The 16,477-nt window shown below is 37.4% G+C and carries 24 protein-coding genes; 20 read left to right on the top strand and 4 right to left on the bottom strand.

All coding sequences use genetic code 11. The features are described 5' to 3' along the window. Positions 1–109 precede the first annotated feature (109 nt). Both FY557_RS17255 and FY557_RS17260 read right to left on the bottom strand, forming a co-directional pair. Complete coding sequence (locus FY557_RS17255) at positions 110–1,411, bottom strand: site-specific integrase (RefSeq protein WP_149248489.1); 1,302 nt, start codon at positions 1,409–1,411, stop codon at positions 110–112. Positions 1,412–1,433: 22 nt separating this feature from the next. Then, positions 1,434–1,976: a DUF4468 domain-containing protein gene (locus FY557_RS17260; protein WP_149248490.1), complete on the bottom strand. Its 543-nt coding sequence runs from the start codon at positions 1,974–1,976 to the stop codon at positions 1,434–1,436. 200 nt (positions 1,977–2,176) lie between these two features. Between FY557_RS17260 and FY557_RS17265 the strand changes: the two genes are divergently transcribed. Genes FY557_RS17265 through FY557_RS17275 form a run of 3 tightly spaced genes read left to right on the top strand, consistent with a single transcriptional unit; the run spans position 2,177 to position 3,144 of the window. Continuing rightward, complete coding sequence (locus tag FY557_RS17265; RefSeq protein ID WP_149248491.1) at positions 2,177–2,467, top strand: hypothetical protein; 291 nt, start codon at positions 2,177–2,179, stop codon at positions 2,465–2,467. Next, entirely contained in the window at positions 2,442–2,909 is a 468-nt protein-coding gene (locus FY557_RS17270; protein WP_149248492.1) for a hypothetical protein, read from the top strand. Before FY557_RS17265 ends, FY557_RS17270 begins: the two co-directional genes overlap by 26 nt. Position 2,910: 1 nt before the next feature. Then, entirely contained in the window at positions 2,911–3,144 is a 234-nt protein-coding gene (locus FY557_RS17275; protein WP_149248493.1) for a hypothetical protein, read from the top strand. Here FY557_RS17275 and FY557_RS17280 read toward each other — a convergent pair. Further along, a complete protein-coding gene (locus FY557_RS17280) occupies positions 3,141–3,596 on the bottom strand; it encodes a helix-turn-helix domain-containing protein (protein ID WP_185151758.1) in 456 nt (151 codons plus the stop codon). The genes FY557_RS17275 and FY557_RS17280 overlap by 4 nt on opposite strands. 477 nt (positions 3,597–4,073) lie before the next feature. On the opposite strand from FY557_RS17280, the gene FY557_RS17285 reads away from it, so the two are divergent. The 11 genes from FY557_RS17285 to FY557_RS17335 all read left to right on the top strand — a co-directional run bounded on the left by FY557_RS17285 (position 4,074) and on the right by FY557_RS17335 (position 13,662). Further along, positions 4,074–4,394 (top strand): hypothetical protein, encoded by a 321-nt coding sequence (locus FY557_RS17285; protein WP_149248495.1) that lies wholly within the window; start codon positions 4,074–4,076, stop codon positions 4,392–4,394. 186 nt (positions 4,395–4,580) lie between these two features. After that, positions 4,581–4,868, top strand: coding sequence for a DUF3853 family protein (locus tag FY557_RS17290; RefSeq protein WP_149248496.1), 288 nt, complete (start codon positions 4,581–4,583; stop codon positions 4,866–4,868). 21 nt (positions 4,869–4,889) lie between these two features. Next, positions 4,890–5,195, top strand: a complete 306-nt coding sequence (locus FY557_RS17295) for a hypothetical protein (RefSeq protein WP_149248497.1) — start codon at positions 4,890–4,892, stop codon at positions 5,193–5,195. A 4-nt stretch (positions 5,196–5,199) separates the two neighbouring features. After that, positions 5,200–5,751, top strand: coding sequence for a hypothetical protein (locus tag FY557_RS17300; protein ID WP_149248498.1), 552 nt, complete (start codon positions 5,200–5,202; stop codon positions 5,749–5,751). Continuing rightward, positions 5,738–6,448, top strand: coding sequence for a YqaJ viral recombinase family protein (locus tag FY557_RS17305; protein ID WP_185151759.1), 711 nt, complete (start codon positions 5,738–5,740; stop codon positions 6,446–6,448). The genes FY557_RS17300 and FY557_RS17305 overlap by 14 nt, the downstream gene beginning before the upstream one ends. 235 nt (positions 6,449–6,683) lie before the next feature. Further along, positions 6,684–7,037, top strand: a complete 354-nt coding sequence (locus FY557_RS17310; RefSeq protein ID WP_149248500.1) for a hypothetical protein — start codon at positions 6,684–6,686, stop codon at positions 7,035–7,037. Positions 7,038–7,247: 210 nt separating this feature from the next. Continuing rightward, positions 7,248–7,706, top strand: a complete 459-nt coding sequence (locus tag FY557_RS17315; RefSeq protein ID WP_149248501.1) for a hypothetical protein — start codon at positions 7,248–7,250, stop codon at positions 7,704–7,706. A 152-nt stretch (positions 7,707–7,858) separates the two neighbouring features. Beyond that, positions 7,859–10,483 (top strand): DNA methyltransferase, encoded by a 2,625-nt coding sequence (locus FY557_RS17320; protein ID WP_149248502.1) that lies wholly within the window; start codon positions 7,859–7,861, stop codon positions 10,481–10,483. Positions 10,484–10,560: 77 nt separating this feature from the next. Further along, a complete protein-coding gene (locus FY557_RS20420) occupies positions 10,561–11,442 on the top strand; it encodes a DUF6291 domain-containing protein (RefSeq protein WP_228451823.1) in 882 nt (293 codons plus the stop codon). Between the two features lie 838 nt (positions 11,443–12,280). Continuing rightward, a complete protein-coding gene (locus FY557_RS17330; protein ID WP_149248504.1) occupies positions 12,281–12,817 on the top strand; it encodes a hypothetical protein in 537 nt (178 codons plus the stop codon). Beyond that, on the top strand, positions 12,814–13,662 hold the full coding sequence (locus FY557_RS17335) for a hypothetical protein (RefSeq protein ID WP_149248505.1): 849 nt from the start codon (positions 12,814–12,816) through the stop codon (positions 13,660–13,662). The genes FY557_RS17330 and FY557_RS17335 overlap by 4 nt, the downstream gene beginning before the upstream one ends. An 18-nt stretch (positions 13,663–13,680) precedes the next feature. On the opposite strand, the gene FY557_RS20180 is transcribed toward FY557_RS17335, so the two are convergent. Further along, positions 13,681–13,845 (bottom strand): hypothetical protein, encoded by a 165-nt coding sequence (locus FY557_RS20180; protein ID WP_185151761.1) that lies wholly within the window; start codon positions 13,843–13,845, stop codon positions 13,681–13,683. 106 nt (positions 13,846–13,951) lie between these two features. Between FY557_RS20180 and FY557_RS17340 the strand changes: the two genes are divergently transcribed. The 6 genes from FY557_RS17340 to FY557_RS17365 all read left to right on the top strand — a co-directional run bounded on the left by FY557_RS17340 (position 13,952) and on the right by FY557_RS17365 (position 16,472). Continuing rightward, positions 13,952–14,593, top strand: coding sequence for a DUF3560 domain-containing protein (locus FY557_RS17340; protein WP_149248506.1), 642 nt, complete (start codon positions 13,952–13,954; stop codon positions 14,591–14,593). Positions 14,594–14,674: 81 nt separating this feature from the next. Further along, positions 14,675–14,938, top strand: coding sequence for a DUF3696 domain-containing protein (locus FY557_RS17345; protein ID WP_149248507.1), 264 nt, complete (start codon positions 14,675–14,677; stop codon positions 14,936–14,938). A 76-nt stretch (positions 14,939–15,014) separates the two neighbouring features. Then, positions 15,015–15,446 carry a hypothetical protein gene (locus tag FY557_RS17350; protein WP_149248508.1) on the top strand — a complete coding sequence of 144 codons (432 nt, stop codon included), beginning with the start codon at positions 15,015–15,017 and terminating at the stop codon, positions 15,444–15,446. A gap of 172 nt (positions 15,447–15,618) precedes the next feature. Continuing rightward, positions 15,619–15,933 (top strand): hypothetical protein, encoded by a 315-nt coding sequence (locus FY557_RS17355; protein ID WP_149248509.1) that lies wholly within the window; start codon positions 15,619–15,621, stop codon positions 15,931–15,933. A gap of 30 nt (positions 15,934–15,963) precedes the next feature. Continuing rightward, positions 15,964–16,215 (top strand): hypothetical protein, encoded by a 252-nt coding sequence (locus FY557_RS17360; protein WP_149248510.1) that lies wholly within the window; start codon positions 15,964–15,966, stop codon positions 16,213–16,215. Positions 16,216–16,235: 20 nt separating this feature from the next. Beyond that, the gene (locus FY557_RS17365; protein ID WP_149248511.1) at positions 16,236–16,472 is read left to right on the top strand and encodes a hypothetical protein; all 237 of its coding nucleotides are present in this window, start codon (positions 16,236–16,238) and stop codon (positions 16,470–16,472) included. The last annotated feature ends 5 nt before the right edge of the window (positions 16,473–16,477 follow it).

The following is a 16,477-nucleotide window of genomic DNA, read 5'->3' on the forward strand; positions in this document are numbered from 1 at the left end:
GTGACCCCGGAGGGACTACTAACAATATTTCGCTTCGTTTCTATTTAGTTCATTTCATTTATTTTCAGCACATTATGATTTTAAACAAATCGTGATGATTTCTACTGATCTATTTATTATCGGGGGCAAATGTGGGGGCAGTATTGAATTTATCCATTTCGCTACGCTTCAAACTATCCACAATTTTCACATAAGGCTTCAGAGCTTCAAAGTCTTTATGTCCGGTCCATTTTATGATCACTTCCGTGGAAATTCCTAATCGTAGAGAGTTTATAACGAAAGTTCTTCTGGCGGCATGCGTGGAAAGTACATCCTTTTTTAGATAGACATCTTCCATTTTTGTTGTTCCAACAAAGTACACATCTTTTATGGGGGTATTGTAGCCCATGATCTCACCGATTTCTTTTAGATGAGAATTTGTTTTTGTCATGGAAATTACCGGCAAGGCCAATCCATCAGGAAAATCTTCATCTTTATACTTATCTAATATTGACTGCGAAAATTTATTGAGGTCAATAGTTAAGGGATCGTCAGTCTTTTTTGTCACTACTGAAAAATAATCACCGCGGATATCAGTCTTCTTAAGTTTTTTCACGTCTGAAAACCTCAACGATGTAAAACAGCAGAAACAGAAAACATCACGGCATCGGTTCAGATATCGTTTGGTTCCGAAATCCTTTTCCATTAATTCCATTAGTTCGTCCCATTCCAGGTACACGAGCTCAGAAAGCTTTTGCTGAGTCCCTTTAAATCTTTGCTCAAACTCGTCAAAAACATGTCCGGAATACATTCCCTTTCTTGACGCCCATTTTAAGATCCGGATATAATCTTCTATATTACGTCGGATCGTAGTGTTCCTATGCGGCTCTTTTACCTCGCCTGTCCTGTAGTCCTTAGGAGCAGTTCCGAAGTAATCCATCATCTGGCGGATCATTTTTTCGTCGACATCATTGGCCAGCAAATTTTTATTAAATGCAATCACATGGTTCCGAAGCTTGCAGTACTTCTTTTCGGTTCCGGGTGTCCATTGTTTTGACTGGCTTTTTTCTTCGCCATATAAATCGATTAGTTCTACCAGAGTAAATTCGTCCTTTTTAGTTCCGGGCTTTACTCTCCCACTCTTTTCCGCATAAATCCTTTTTAACTCTTCTACTGTTGGAAATCTCTTTTCGATTACATCAAATTCCCGGAATATCTCTTCAATGATTGATTCATTGTGATTGATATCCTTATTCCGGGGATCTTTTCTATTGATCAGTCGCTGGGAATCTTTGTCCCACTCTGAAGGCTTAACCAGCACGCCGGTATATAGCTCCGGCCGATTGCTGTTGAATGATACCCGGAGCCTTACCGGGCTTGCTGAATCATTGGCATTATTCTTTACAGAAAATGATGCCGAGTATTTTAACATATATTGTATTGGGGTTTAATTGTTACCAGTTATCTGTTGCTGCGTATTTTTTATTCATTGCTTCTTTTAGAGAGTTTATAAGTCTTTCTGCTTTTATTTTAGCCATCTCTTTAATATCGTTCCATGCTTTTTTATTGGGACCGCCCCTGCTTGGACGTGGTACATCAGAACCTTCTGTTATCAAACCGTAATTTGTAGGCGAATTGCCGTCAATACTGGTTCCAGTGTGCCTAAAGGAATGTATTATATATTTATATCTTCCATCCTTTACAAATATGTTAACCTTATAGTCAATATGGCCGATAACAGTCCATACTCCAAAGTATAATTTTTTTGTATCATATAAAAATGACCCATTTCCGGATAATTCGCCCGTCGATCGATCTTCAGTAGCTATGACATATCTTTCATCATTGTATGTTTTACCTATCCAGCTTCTAGCTCTATTAAAAAGCTCATCTCTGGTTGTCAAAGAATCTACATTTACGACCTCTTCATATTTTAATTCCTGAGAAAACAGAACAGATGACAATAGAATTGAAAATAAAAAAAATGACTTTTTCATGATTAAAATTTATTTTTCCCAAATATAAGAAATGATCATATTCAATTTTACGGAAAACCGTAAAATAAAAATATACCACATTTTTATTATTTCTCCTGTGGTATGAAATATTTTAATATATTTGAAAACTGAATGGCTTTTAAAGTGCAATGTGCTAGAAATTAGGTATTTTTACGGAGAATTATTAAATATAAATTCTTATGAAAACAGTTAAATTTATTCTAAGCGCTGCCATTGTAGCATTAACAGTGTATTCCTGCTCTAGTGATAGAGATGAAGAGGTAAAAACAGAACCGGCTGCTGTGCTGGAATTGAAACCCCTAAAAGTAGAAGAAATTAATAACCAGGGAACTGCCAAAATAGGAGATACTATTATTGGTCCTAAAGGATCAAATACCATAGGAACAGGCTTAGAACCCACAGACCCATCCGATCCAAATGACCCAGAGATCATTCCTCCAGGAGATGTTAAACCTCCAAAAGGAAAATAAAGTTAAATATTCAACATTATCAACACTAGGCTCTGCCCTGGTGTTGTTTTCTGCAACGTTTCCCTTTATAAATAACTTTATAGCATTACCATTCCCTAAAATAAATACTATTCATGTTAGTGCTGCAAATAATAATCTAGCCGCTGTTCTTTGGTCGCTAGCTATATGCTTTCAAGCTACGTTGTTGATAATTGCTAATTATCTTAAGCCCTATTTAATAAGCTATGCTCCTGCATTATTTGCTTCATTATATTCGTCTTCTTTCTATTTCTTACCCCTTCTTGGGTATGTACCAAATGAAAATGTATGGTTTTTTATTGCATTGATAAGCATAGTTCTAGTGATCTTATCTGTCATGTACTATACTTCTTTATATTTGCAGATGATGAAAGAACGTGAAAAATTATTAATTGAATCCGTTACAGGAGTAATTAATCAGTAATATGAGAAAGGATTTTAAAGCGATCAAAGCGCTCATAAGTAAAAATGAATACTTCCATAAAAATGGAATGCTTGAAAAATATGAATATGCTGAAAATTGCTTATTATTTGCCAGTAAGATAGATGTCATTTTACAAGAAAGTGACCGAATAACAATCCGGAATTTTATAAATGACGAATTTAGTTTTCCTAAATTTAAGTTAAGTGTATCAGTATTAAAAGCAATTCCTAATTAAGAATTGCTTTTTTCTTTTTTACCAGGTTCTGAAATTGTACTCTCTGTAATTATATTTAGTTTAGCCGTTATTGCTTCAAAATATTGTCGGTCTCTCTCTTGATACATCAAAAGTTTTTCTTCCAAATCGTCGATTTTATTGTATAGCAGCTGCATTTGTTCGTCATGTGGCTTGTTTTTAATTATTTTCACAGATGTTTGCATACTGAAAGACCCGCTGAGAAAATGATCACCCAAGTCTCCTAATATAATTCGGCTTTCATCAAGATCATACAATTCACTCAGCTTTTTTGCCATTTTTTTTCCTACCGCTTTTTTTCCACTAATTATTGAAGATACATACTGCTGAGATACACCCAAATCAGATTGTAACTGCTTTTGGCTGATATTTTTTCTTTCTAATTCTAGCTTAAGATAACTACTATTTTGGTTGTTTTCGCCTTCCATATTCATGCAATTCATTTTAAAAATACTTTTCCCTTATAAAATATTTCGCAAATGTACCTTCAATCAATCTCGCTTAAAATAGTATTTATACGGTTTTTTAATCGAAAATAATTTACTATAAAAAGCTATTTAAATTTTTATAATTGACTTTCAGGCTTTTACACTTTAACAACTAAAATAGTTGTTAATTAATTTGTAAACAACCCAAAAGGTTGTATATTTGCTTTATAGTTGTTGAACAATACGAAACAAATATAACAAAATGATACGAGATACACACTTAGAAAGCATTAGATCAAACCCGCTTGAATTTGCTGAGGTACTGAAAAGAATGAATTCTAACAAAGAGATCAGCGTTCAGCCGTCTACTTTGATCAGAAGACTAGAGAGAAAAAGCGAAGTAGTTAGAACCTCTTCTATTATCGCTGACTACTTAAGAGAAAAGGGACTTTCAGATCGTAAAATCTTCAAATAAAAATTATCATGCAAACAATCTCCTCAATACCACAGATTGAAACATTGGCCTTTCAAAGGCTGGCTAATGACAACTTCATCACCGGTGAAGTAGATTATAACCCGACTTATGGGGCGTATACAGGCTATCTGCAGATTACTTCTAATATCTGTATTGATTTTACAGATTCAAGATTTTGCCTGGCTGATGAAGGTGAAAAAATAGCTGATTTGAGCCCAGATCTTGAAAAAGCTATTGAAAGTTACCTACGCGACAACTACTCTACTGTTGATACTGAGGCTGATTATGATTTTGCAGACTTAAAAATTAAAATGAATAAAGAATACTAATATGAAAATCTCTTTAAACCTTCTTATTGCAGCGTCATTGTTAATGTTAATGTCAGACTGCGAGGCTAATGCGGGCCGAACTACCCTAGACTACACCGATTCGATATGTTCTATCTTCTGTCTTATCGTTTTTGGGTTCTTCAGAATTTACTACAAAGAATTTATAACCTACTTAATGAAAATACAATGAATAGTTCAATACTAGAAAAGCAATTCTTTGCTATGACCGGGGCCGAAATAATTGAGCTTTTCTCTTCAATTATGCCAGTAGAACAAAAGCCGGTCATCAATGATTTCACCAACGAAAAGCACGTATATGGGCTTGATGGTTTGGCTAGGCTTTTAGGTTGCGGTAAAACAAAGGCACAAGAGATTAAGAACTCAGGCATTTTAAATGACGCTATCATTCAAAACGGCAAAAAGCTAATTATCAATGCTGATTTAGCTCTCAAACTTTTAAAAGAAAACTCTTAAATAATTTTTAATTCACAATATATGAAACAGCAAATTTTAGAAGTACAAAATTACTTCGTTCAGAAAATCCAGAACAAAGAATACACCCTGTTAAATTCAGAAATTCAAGTTGACGGCTGGTTAATAGCAGAGTTAATCATTGACGATAATCGTTTCAGGTTTGGCGTCAAAGACAATGCAATGATACCATTTGATTCTATTATTGCTTTTACCAGTGAGCAAAAGTCAAGTATTATTCAATCTCTTCAATACCTCAATCAAGATTTTAAAGAAAAGTCCATCCAGCTTTTAAAGGATAAAATCGCCGAATTAGAATCTCAAAACTAAAACAATGGCTGAAAACACATTGCCAACATTAGCAGATTTAACTACTGACCTATCATTAGCATGGAAAAATGACCAGTTAAATCTGCTTCTTAATCAAGAACCCCCTGCAAAATGGGTCAAAGAACACCCTTATATAAAGGGTCATAAATACTTGCCAATTGATAAGGTCGAACACCTTTTGCGAAAGATATTTAAAGAGTATAAGATATCTATCACTAATCAGGGTTCTGCATTCAATGGTGTATGGATAACCGTTAGGGTTGAGTTTAAATCTCCAACGTCCGGCGATTGGCTCTTTTATGATGGTATTGGCGCCTGCCAACTTCAAACAAAGGCTGGTACTAGCCCAAGTGATCTTATTAATATTAACAACGGTGCATTGTCAATGGCTTTTCCAATAGCTAAATCTTTAGCGGTGAAAGACGCATGTGATCATTTTGGCAGCCTCTTCGGTGCAAACCTGAATCGAAAAGATGTATTACCATATAAGATTGACGAAAATATACCATCAGGTAAGTCTAACACCGAAAAAATGGCAGCACATGGCAAACTATAAAGGCTTTCAAAATGATGAAGATTGGCTTTCTTTCCGTGCAAACTACTTTACTGCTAGCGAAATTTACAAACTTCTATCAGATCCTAAAGACAAGACAGAATCTTTATCTGTTGGAGCTAAATCCTATGTTTTAGAGTGTGTCGCTGAAATGCTTGCACCCAGTGAGCCTCAATTTTATAACTCTGCCATGGAACGTGGTAATGAAGTTGAGCCGCGTGTGGCTGAAAGGATTGCAAAAGAATTAGGTAAAACAGTAAATGACGATGATTTTATTTACACATCTGTAGGTGAAAGAATTTTCTTCTACAATGATGAATACGATTTAGGCAGTACCCCGGACGTAATTATTCTTAACAATATGATATGTGAAGTAAAATGCCCGAAGTCAAAAACCCACCTGAAATACTTGATGATTAAATCACTGGATGATTTCTTCTCTGTCAGCAAATCCGAGTCTCCATCGTCGAAAGATTCCTTGAAAAAGTATTATGGTCAGATGCAGCTGAATATGTTTTTGACAGAAACAGACAAATGCCTTTTTGTAAGTTTTGATGACCGGTATTACAATCCGCTGAACCATTATCATACTGTTGAAATTCCACGAGATGAAGCATACATCAAAAAACTACTGGAAAAAGCCAACCATGGCAAAGAGTACAAGTATTCTATACTTAACAAATTAGATGCGAAACAATGACCTTAAACCAATCACTAACGATGGACTTTCAGAGAACAGCCATTCAATTTCACCGAGAAAATATGATTCCAAAAGTCTACGACATAGAAGATCATCACAATTTCCAAAAGTGGTATTTAGAGAAGCTACACAAACAGCTCACGAATTCCGAAATGGATCTTACACGAAAGAATTTTACATACGACATGGATTATTACTTCCAACTTCCAAACCCTAGTAAAAATATAGAAATATCATGAGAAAAATAGATTTATCTGTAAGTCAAGAACAGAATGCAATCGGATCCAGATCTGCTGTTAAAGCGGACCTTGCAAAAGCTCAGCAAGCCTTAGAAAAAGCTAAACTGCTTAATAGAAAAGTGGTCTATACAAAGTCTGGCGACGACGAATTTTCGAGAGAATTAAAAGCCGGAATTACCTCTGACATGATCGGCAGTAGGTCAGCGGCTAGGCACATTGGTATTGCATATAGTGCTTTTTGCAGAAGAATTACAAAGCTGGGTATCCCATCTTTTAAAAACAAGATCGGTGATAAATTTTACAGGATTTCTGATCTGGACAATAACAAAGAACGGTTTTTTAACTGCTAATCCTGAAGTGTATGAATTTATACTTGAGAAAAAAAGAGTTAATCTCTTATATAGATCAACTGCAGGTTACAGCCATTAAGCACAAGAATAGCGGCAATACCAACAACTTCAATATTGTCTATGCAATAATAGAAGAGCAAAAAGAAAATCTTCGACAATTAAAAGAAGATATATCCAAGAGAAATAAAATAATCTGTCACCGAATCAAAAATGATAAACAGCACGATTAAAATCAAAACAGGTAAATGTGTGGATTGTCCGGCTGATGCTCCTTATAGGCCATTGATTGCGAAAAGATGCCAGACACACTATAAAGCATACCGGGCAAGCGTTAATGCTGAAAAAAAGCCCAAAGAATTTAAGCCTCGCAAACCTATTTCGCAGATATCCAAAAAGAGAGCTGTTGAGAGCGCAAAGTATACCGTGTCCAAAATTCAGTTCATTGGCAAGCCGGAAAATAAAGTATGCCCGGTAACTGGGCAGCCGACAACAGATATCCATCATAAAATGGGTCGCGTCGGTTTCGCAGATAGTTGGGCACGTATCAATAACGTAACTCTCTTACTCGATACCCGGTTTTGGTTGGCGGTTTCCAGAGAAGGCCACCGGCAGATCGAAGAGAATCCAAGCTGGGCTAAAGAAATGGGTTACTCACTTAATAGGCTGTGATATGGCATTTAATTACAATGGTATTGATTACCACATAGGATCATGTTCCGGGAAACTGACAATTTCGATTCCGGCAATAAAAGACTACTTCAAAGTACTTGAAGTTAAAACAATAGATTCAGCACATAATAAAGCTCAAGATATTATAAACGATGAATTATCAAGAATTTCTAAAGAAAAAAATAATAATTAGCGAAGAATTTGGATTTGAGGTAGATGACATCTCACCAAAACTTCACCTTCACCAACCGGATATTGTACGCTGGTCTCTGAGAGGCGGCCGCCGGGCTATATTCGCTTCCTTTGGACTGGGTAAATCCATGATGCAGCTGGAAATTGCGAAGCAATGTATTTTAAAAGAAAATAAGCCTTTCCTGATTGTTTGCCCGCTGGGAGTAATCGGAGAATTTCGCCGGGACAATGAAAAGCTGGAAACCGGATTTGAAGTAATTTACATTACTGATTCTGATCAGGTTCCGGAATGCAAAAATGCAATTTACATTACCAATTATGAGCGCGTCCGTAAAGGAGATATTGATCCTTCCAGGTTTTCCGGGGTATCATTTGACGAGGCGTCAATCCTACGAAACCTGAAAACGGAAACAACGAACTACGTTTTAAACCACTTTAAAAAGGTTCCATATCGATTTGTTGCCACAGCTACACCCACGCCGAATGATTTTATTGAGATCCTGAATTATGCGGAATACCTGGGAGTAGCTGACCGGGGGCACCTGTTAACCCGATTTTTCAAAAGAGACTCCACAAAGGCCGGAAACCTGTTACTTCTGGAAAATAAAAAAAGTGAGTTCTGGAAATGGGTTGCGACCTGGGCGGTTTTCATCAATAAACCTTCTGATCTGGGTTACGATGATTCAAAGTACGATCTGCCAAAATTGAACATTCACGAGGTTGAAGTGGAAAACCTCACAGATGAGGTGATAACAGATAAGTACGGGAAGCCGATCCTGTTTAAAGACAATACGAAATCCCTCATCGACACTTCCCGGGAAAAATCGCAAACCGTGGACCTGCGGGTAAATAAAGCTTTTGAGCTAATCTGGGACAAAGGAACAACAGATGACAGATGGATCTTTTGGCATCACTTGGAAGCCGAAAGAATGGCAATTGAAAAAAAGCTGAAGCTGGAAGAAATCGAAGTGCATTCCGTTTACGGATCACAGCCTAACGAAGTAAAGGAAAAGTTATTGATTGATTTCTCAGAGGGTAAATTTCCGATCCTTTCCACAAAACCAAAGATTGCAGGATCCGGATGTAATTTCCAGCACGCTTGCCACAAGATGATATTCGTGGGGATCGATTTTAAATTTAACGACTTCATCCAGGCTATCCACCGTGTTTATAGATTTATGCAGGATCAGGAAGTGGATATCTACATTATTTTCACTCAAAACGAAAGGGAAGTACTAAAAACCCTCTTTGATAAATGGACCAAACATAAAGAACTGCAATCTGAAATGATTGCCCTTGTCCGGGAATATGGACTTAACTCAGAATTAATAAAATCTCAAATGGAAAGACAAGTTTTTAACAACGGTAAAAAAATGATCATCGGGGATGCAACCCTTTACAATAACGATACAGTAACTGTTCATTCTGATCATTCAGAATATCCGGATGATTCAATCGGATTGCATCTTACTTCCATCCCTTTCGGTGATCATTATGAATATTCAGACAATTACAACGATTTCGGGCACAACGACGGAAACGGGGCATTCTTTAATCAGATGGAATTCCTGACACCGGAACTATACCGAACGCTTAAACCTGGCAGGGTTGCCGCTATTCACGTAAAAGACCGCCCGCGTTATTCCCACCAAACAGATGTTCAGTTTTTCACCATAGAGCCTTTTTCCGATGCTACTGTAAGGCATTTCACAAAGCAGAAGGTAAAAGATCAAATTGAGATCTGGGAAAATCTTACCGATGATGACGGTGTACTACCTGAAGTGAGAAAGAAAAGGCTGGAAGAACTTAAAGCAGATTATGCGGAAAGGTTTCACTTTATCGGCCGTATTACCATTACTACCGACGTTGTACGTGAAAACAATCAAACTTACCGCCTAGGATGGGGAGAGCAGCGAAAAGATGCCTCAAAAATGGGTGTGGGAATCCCGGAATATATTCTGCTTTTCCGAAAACCACCGTCCCACACAAAGAATGCTTATGCCGATGATCCGGTGGTAAAAAGAATTGATGAATATCTTTTATCCATGTGGCAGCTGGATGCTCATTCTTATTGGAGATCATCCGGGAACCGTTTTTTATCATCTTCTGAAATAAAGAAATTCGATATGGATAAGATTTACCGCGCTTGGAAAAAACACAATACAGGTGAGGTTTATGACTATAAAAAACACCTAGAAGCCTGCAACATGCTGGAAGAAGAAGATAAGCTTTCAAAGCTTTTTATGACTTTGCCTCCTCATAGCAATCAGGAATGTGTGTGGTCCGATATAAACCGGATGAAAACCCTGAATGCAAAACAGGTTTCTTCCAAAAAAGAAAAGCATATTTGCCCGCTTCAATTAGATATTATCGAACGATTGATTTACAGATTCACGAACGAAGGTGATACTGTAAACGATTGTTTCGGAGGTCTTTTCTCTACACCGTACGTTGCACTGGAATTAAAGAGAAAAGCGAAAGCTGTAGAGCTAAACCCTGAATATTTCAATGACGGAGTAAGCTATATTAATGCAATTAATTACCAAATGAATATGCCAACATTATTTGACTTCATTGAGTCATAATGAAAATAAACCTAAAAGGGGTAACACATACAGGTATAGAGACCTGGTAAAGCTTTGAACGAAATTATAATTAAGATATGGCAAAAGATAAAAAATCATTTGTGGCTTACTCAGATTGGAATTCAACTTTTGAAAAGTTATCCGACGAGGAAGCCGGCAAACTAGCAAAAATGATGTTTTCGTTTGTCAGTGATTTGAATCCGGAAGCACCAGACAGAATAACTGAGCTTCTTTTTGAGCCTATTAAAAACCAACTAGAACGAGATCTGGAAAAGTATAAAGAAGTTCGCCAAAAGAGATCAGAAGCAGGACGTAATGGAGGCGTTAAGAGCGGAGAATCACGAAGCAAATCCGATCAAAACGAAGCAAACGAAAGCAACATGAAGCAAAACGAAGCAATTGCTTCGTTTTTGAAGCAAAACGAAGCTGTAAATGTTAATGTAATTGTTAATGATATTCTTTTAGAAAAAGAAACAAAAGAAGAAAAATTAATAAAAGAAAATTCTGAAGAATTGTTTTCTGATTCTGAACCGGTAAAACCTGATGCAGAAAAAAGAAAAAAAGTTGCGCCAAAAAAAGAAAAGGCACAGCCGCCCGATTTAGACGCTTTCGTAGAGTTCGGCAAGGAAATATATCAGAATGAATTAAAACTCGATTTTTCCCTATACGAATTCGCTGTGCGGGCAAAATATCAAAGCTGGATCGATGCCGGATGGAAGGATGGTCATAAAAAACCAATTGAAAACTGGAAAAACAAACTCAGAACCTTAATACCCTACTTTAAACCGATTTATGGAAAATCAAATAACAACAACTCAGGCAACGGATTTGGCAACCGTACAGGAAATACCTCAATGGGCCAAGGTGGGAAAAAGTCCACTGCTGCCATACTTGCCGAGCGAGCTCGTAACCAGGCTGCCGGAAACGGTTACAGCGGAAATTTCACAGGCGAAACTTAAATATTCCGATCAGGATTCGCTGATGCGCTTTGCAAATAAGGTTGTTTTCACAATCGATGCAAAGGTTGAAGAAAGCGAAAATGACGATCCAAATGACCCTTTTAATCCAACAAACATTGCTTTAAACCGTGTTGTGGATTACGCCAAAAGATCAGATCTAACCGAAAACGAATTTATGCTTGCAATCAGCAAGGCGCAAAAAGGACTTCTGCAGGTTGATGGCGAAAAAGTCCGGTTCTTCCGGGAAATTAACCAGGCGCACTTTGCCCAGTATGAAATGGGTTACACAGAATTTAAAACCCGGGATCAGAAATACCAGAATGCGAAAGAGCAAATCAGGAAAGCAATTGCGCCGCCTGAAAAGAAATTAACCGCTGAAGAGTATGAAGCGATGACTTTCGAGAACGTTCGGAAAGATTATCATCGGTTTAAAGCAGATGGAAAAGTTATGGCAACCCCGATCTTTTATGATCTGCTGAAAAAGACAGGTGTTGAGAAAGTCAAACTGATTTTTGTAGAGAACTTTCTGAAAAACTTTGTTCCGGAAGTCGCCGAAGGTAAACTTTCTGCTGCCGGCACCTCTCTGCCGAAGATTGTTAAGAAAGATGCATATGTGGAATTCCAGAATGAAATGATCGGAAATTATATAATCTACATGAAATTACATGAAACCTCAGAAGATGTCTGGATGCAGCACTGGACCCGGCTATTCAGAAAAGACAAAAAAGAGCAGTAATCCCGACGCCCTTGAAAGTCTCAAAGAGATTTACCAGAAGAACCGGGATTTAGAAAGGCGAGAATACAAAGAGAGATCACAAATTAATTTTAAAAATCAAAAATGAAAAGTTTAGAAATAACAACAAACAAAAGGCTGCTCATTGTGGAGCCGCCAAAGAATTATTCATTAGTTCACTTCAAGTATGGAGACACCCGTTTAGGATTTGTTAATTTGGACAAAGCAAATCCTTATGATGATGTTATAGATTTCACAATAGGAAAACATCTACACACCATCTGCCGGGGCTCTGATCTCAACGAAGAGATAGCGGCCGGGATGGTGGATTCAAAATTATCCGGAACCGTCTTAGGAGAGATTATCACAAAGATAAAAGGACAGAGGATTACTGTGTTCAAGAATTACAAGAACGGTCAATGGACTTACACTGCCCTCGACTCTTTCATCTCAGTCATTGAAGCTCAGGGCTGGTATTGGGGAGAGAACCCATTGACGTATGTCAAGACACCCGCAGAAGAGATTGCAGATAAAAATAAATGGGTTAGATTCATGAGTAAAGAAGAATGTAAATTTTTGAACGCCGAGTCCCGCACCTTTCATCCGGAGAGGGTTTTAATCTTTGAAATTGTGGAGGGATGAAAACCGTCAATTCTCTTTCCGGAGGTAAAACCAGCAGTTATCTGGCATATCATTATCCGGCGGATCTGGAAATATTCAGTCTGGTCTGCATAGATAGCCACAACGCCGGACGTTCCCTGGATAAAAAGCTGGTTCAGATGGCTAATGATAAGCTGCAAAAATACTGCGGTCACCAAAATGAATTCGTTGCAACATCCGAAGACCCGATCATATTGAAGACTATGTTTGATTTAGAACAGCTGATAGGCCGGGAGATCATCTGGCTGCGAGGAATGGGCTGGGAACAGATGATGATGTTGAAAAAGGCAATTCCAAACATGAATAAACGATTCTGTACTACGATCATGAAAATGTGGCCAATCTTTGAATTTTTGTTCCTGTACCACTCACTACCTGTCAAAATGCGGGTTGGTTACCGATACGACGAAATGGAAAGGATGTACAGATTTTCAGATATGTGGAAATATGCTACCCATTGCGAATACAGGCCAAAATCAGACACATGGATCCACCGATGGAAAGAGATTATCTGGAGGATAGGCGAGTTTATTTTAATTGATAATAAAGTCTCTCACCGACATGTAGTAGAATTTTGGAAAGGATTTGATCTGGAATTTCCGGAGGATTCTAATTGCCAAAACTGTTTTTGGAAATCAGAGCAGCAGCTGCGGAAGAATTTTGATAAAAATCCCGAGATAATGTTTTGGTCAGCTATCCAGGAGGATCTATTTGGCCACACTTTTAAAGAAAATAACAGCATGCTGTCAATTTCTAAACTCGGAATTCAATTGGATTTTAATTTCGGGACTGGCTCCGGCTGCCAAGCAGGTTTTTGTACCGACTGAGGGTCAATCCTGAAGTGATTACTCCCCGACCTTGATCTGATTTTTTTCAGCCTCAACCCGCACAATGTACTCCAGGTACTGAGGTGCAGACATTTTATGAGCATCTGCTAATTTTTTTATCAGCTGCTTGAATATCGGAGAGACGCGCATTTCAAAGCGTTCTGTCTTATTTTTTTCTTTCATAAAATCTTATTGTCCGTACAAATGTACAAAAAACTTTCAAAATAATTTGCAAGTACGTACAAAAGTACGTACATTTGAAAACAGAAATTATAACAACATTTAAATCATGAACACATATTCAAAATTTTGCCCTAACGTTTTTTTAGCGAAATGTACAGAGAGACACGCTAAAGGCGACATTATTAATGTATCAACAAAATACGGTAAAGAAAATGAAAGTGAGGTCTTCAACCTGATTTACGAGAAAGATGGTTTCTTCTTTTACTCTGTGATCAGAGCTGACGGCACCAACGCTCAGACCAGGGCCGAAGCAAAAGCCGCAAGATATAATACATGGGCTGCAGCCGCCGAAAACAAAAGCAACCAGTATTATGAAGCGTCACAAGAAGGTAAAGACTTCTTAGCACTTGCAGAACCTATTAAAATCGGCCACCATAGCGAGAAAAGACATAGAGCATTGATTGATAGAAATTGGGCAAGAGTGGGCAAGAGTGTAGAATTCTCTGATAAGGCCGTTGCGCATGTTACTAAAGCAGAATATTGGGAAAGTAAGGCCAACACCATCAATCTATCAATGCCTGAAAGTATTGAGTTCTACGAATACAAGTTAGAAGCGGCAAAAATGAAGCATGAAGGTATGAAAGCCGGCACGATCGAACGCGGCCACTCAATGAGCTTGCAGTACGCCAAAAAAGACGTTAACGAAGCTCAGAAAAACTTAGACCTTGCAAAAAGACTTTGGTCTTAAACATTCCCCAAGGGCTGGCTAAAACACAGCGGTTTTGCAGCGGTGGCCCCGAGTGCCCTTTTTAAATCTTAAAATAATATTATGAAATTAAAAAAAATTGAACCTCAGGTTTGTAAAATCTATCATAAAAATGATGATTTAGTAACTTTTATAGGCGTAGCAAACGATTTAGAATTCACTGATTTCCGAGTACAGATAAAAGATGCTCAAGTAGAAGGTTATTATGCAGAATTTACCGTCAATGGTGAGACAAAAGTATTGAACATAGACAAAGATGGCCGATGCCCAAACTGGCAACAAGGTATGTTTGACCAAAACCTGGATAATTTATGGTTGTTACTTTAGAATCACCGCATAAATTCCGCAAGGGCGTTGGTCACTACGAGAGTGTGACGTTTTAAAAATCTTGAAAATTAATCAAATGGAAAATACAGAAATCAACAAAGTAAAATTCTTTGCCCAATATTGGGGGCAAAAAGTTTTTATTAATCCAGTCTTATCTCCTAGCCCAGTAGATAACACTTATATTTTCGATTACTCGGAGCCTGAAGACATCGATCAGGAATATTTAGAACTCAAACCTCTTTCATCAATTACAGATGAATTACTTCTAACAGCAATTCAAATTTTGGATTCAAATAATGAATTTACAGAATTGGGTTCTTTACAAATTGGCAGAGAGATAATTCAAATTGTCGATAATATTAATTCGGAAGTCGCTAGAAATGAAATTCATCCTCAGTATATATTTCATTTTGCTGATTACCTGCGCTCCAAAGGATACGCATTACCTTGGATGGGATTATCAGTGAAGCGGCTCGAAGAATACGGATGGATTAAAATCAAAAAGTAACACCAGAGCCGGTTAAGGCCGGCTCTTTAAAGAATAAAAATATGATCACAACAAAAGAAATTATAAAAGATTATAAAAGAAATGGTAACAAGCTATTTTCTGAACCGTGGGAGAAGACCTATAAAAAATATAGAAAAGGTAATAATTCTAAACGAAATAAAAAGCGAAGAAAATGAAGACTAAATACATTAAAGTAAATACGGCAGACCGGCCGCCGGAGGAAGATGGAAAATACTACACTGAATTAGGACTGTTGAATTACAATGAAGAAACAGAGTTATTCTATAATTTACGAGGAAAAATAAGACTTGCTGATGAATGCTTTTTAGAAGTACCCGACAAAGAGGAAGAGATGAGGGAGATGCTGCAAAGAATGCACAGTGCTTTAACAGAGCTCAGAGATATTGACGAAAATTCTGAAATATTCAGATCTATCATTCCTGAAGAAATCAACGAGCTACTTAACGAATTACAAAACAAACCTTGACCTAGGGCTTCGGCCCTCTTTTAAACCATTATGGAGCTTTTAATAAAGTTTCCTGATCAAAGCCAAAGCTTTACGTCAGGAGTAGAATACGGACGCCTTTATGACCGAATGCAACGCGGTGAAGATTATGTGACAAATAATGGTTTTCCCGTAAGAATAGAGAATATGCAGCTACTTAAAGATACAGCTGATAAATTAGGTTATATCTCCAGATTTGGCGCTGAGTATTTCGGTGAATGGATTGAGTTCTCAGCAAGTAAAATACAACATTCTAAAAATTAAAACAATCTAATTAAATAACAATGGAAAATACCGAAACAAATTCAATAGAAATTATAATCAACAATCCGGCAAATACGCTTTCTCAGTCATCTATTGATCTACTTAGAACAATCGCAAAGCAATCGGCACTGAATAAGATAAAGGCGGATAAATGGGATAAGCTTGATGAAAAAATTGGAGAATTCTACTTTGATGATGCCGAAGGCGATTTAGTCGACATTGGAGAAATCGCAGCAACTGAATTAGGATACATTTAACCCCT

The sequence above is a fragment of the Chryseobacterium sp. SN22 genome (assembly GCF_008329705.1).
GTDB lineage: Bacteria > Bacteroidota > Bacteroidia > Flavobacteriales > Weeksellaceae > Chryseobacterium.

Bases quoted from the DNA above. Each gene is read 5' to 3' on its own strand.
- FY557_RS17255 (WP_149248489.1), bottom strand. From the start codon at position 1,411: ATGTTAAAATACTCGGCATCATTTTCTGTAAAGAATAATGCCAATGAT.
- FY557_RS17260 (WP_149248490.1), bottom strand. From the start codon at position 1,976: ATGAAAAAGTCATTTTTTTTATTTTCAATTCTATTGTCATCTGTTCTG.
- FY557_RS17265 (WP_149248491.1), top strand. From the start codon at position 2,177: ATGAAAACAGTTAAATTTATTCTAAGCGCTGCCATTGTAGCATTAACA.
- FY557_RS17270 (WP_149248492.1), top strand. From the start codon at position 2,442: ATGTTAAACCTCCAAAAGGAAAATAAAGTTAAATATTCAACATTATCA.
- FY557_RS17275 (WP_149248493.1), top strand. From the start codon at position 2,911: ATGAGAAAGGATTTTAAAGCGATCAAAGCGCTCATAAGTAAAAATGAA.
- FY557_RS17280 (WP_185151758.1), bottom strand. From the start codon at position 3,596: ATGAATATGGAAGGCGAAAACAACCAAAATAGTAGTTATCTTAAGCTA.
- FY557_RS17285 (WP_149248495.1), top strand. From the start codon at position 4,074: ATGCAAACAATCTCCTCAATACCACAGATTGAAACATTGGCCTTTCAA.
- FY557_RS17290 (WP_149248496.1), top strand. From the start codon at position 4,581: ATGAATAGTTCAATACTAGAAAAGCAATTCTTTGCTATGACCGGGGCC.
- FY557_RS17295 (WP_149248497.1), top strand. From the start codon at position 4,890: ATGAAACAGCAAATTTTAGAAGTACAAAATTACTTCGTTCAGAAAATC.
- FY557_RS17300 (WP_149248498.1), top strand. From the start codon at position 5,200: ATGGCTGAAAACACATTGCCAACATTAGCAGATTTAACTACTGACCTA.
- FY557_RS17305 (WP_185151759.1), top strand. From the start codon at position 5,738: ATGGCAAACTATAAAGGCTTTCAAAATGATGAAGATTGGCTTTCTTTC.
- FY557_RS17310 (WP_149248500.1), top strand. From the start codon at position 6,684: ATGAGAAAAATAGATTTATCTGTAAGTCAAGAACAGAATGCAATCGGA.
- FY557_RS17315 (WP_149248501.1), top strand. From the start codon at position 7,248: ATGATAAACAGCACGATTAAAATCAAAACAGGTAAATGTGTGGATTGT.
- FY557_RS17320 (WP_149248502.1), top strand. From the start codon at position 7,859: ATGAATTATCAAGAATTTCTAAAGAAAAAAATAATAATTAGCGAAGAA.
- FY557_RS20420 (WP_228451823.1), top strand. From the start codon at position 10,561: ATGGCAAAAGATAAAAAATCATTTGTGGCTTACTCAGATTGGAATTCA.
- FY557_RS17330 (WP_149248504.1), top strand. From the start codon at position 12,281: ATGAAAAGTTTAGAAATAACAACAAACAAAAGGCTGCTCATTGTGGAG.
- FY557_RS17335 (WP_149248505.1), top strand. From the start codon at position 12,814: ATGAAAACCGTCAATTCTCTTTCCGGAGGTAAAACCAGCAGTTATCTG.
- FY557_RS20180 (WP_185151761.1), bottom strand. From the start codon at position 13,845: ATGAAAGAAAAAAATAAGACAGAACGCTTTGAAATGCGCGTCTCTCCG.
- FY557_RS17340 (WP_149248506.1), top strand. From the start codon at position 13,952: ATGAACACATATTCAAAATTTTGCCCTAACGTTTTTTTAGCGAAATGT.
- FY557_RS17345 (WP_149248507.1), top strand. From the start codon at position 14,675: ATGAAATTAAAAAAAATTGAACCTCAGGTTTGTAAAATCTATCATAAA.
- FY557_RS17350 (WP_149248508.1), top strand. From the start codon at position 15,015: ATGGAAAATACAGAAATCAACAAAGTAAAATTCTTTGCCCAATATTGG.
- FY557_RS17355 (WP_149248509.1), top strand. From the start codon at position 15,619: ATGAAGACTAAATACATTAAAGTAAATACGGCAGACCGGCCGCCGGAG.
- FY557_RS17360 (WP_149248510.1), top strand. From the start codon at position 15,964: ATGGAGCTTTTAATAAAGTTTCCTGATCAAAGCCAAAGCTTTACGTCA.
- FY557_RS17365 (WP_149248511.1), top strand. From the start codon at position 16,236: ATGGAAAATACCGAAACAAATTCAATAGAAATTATAATCAACAATCCG.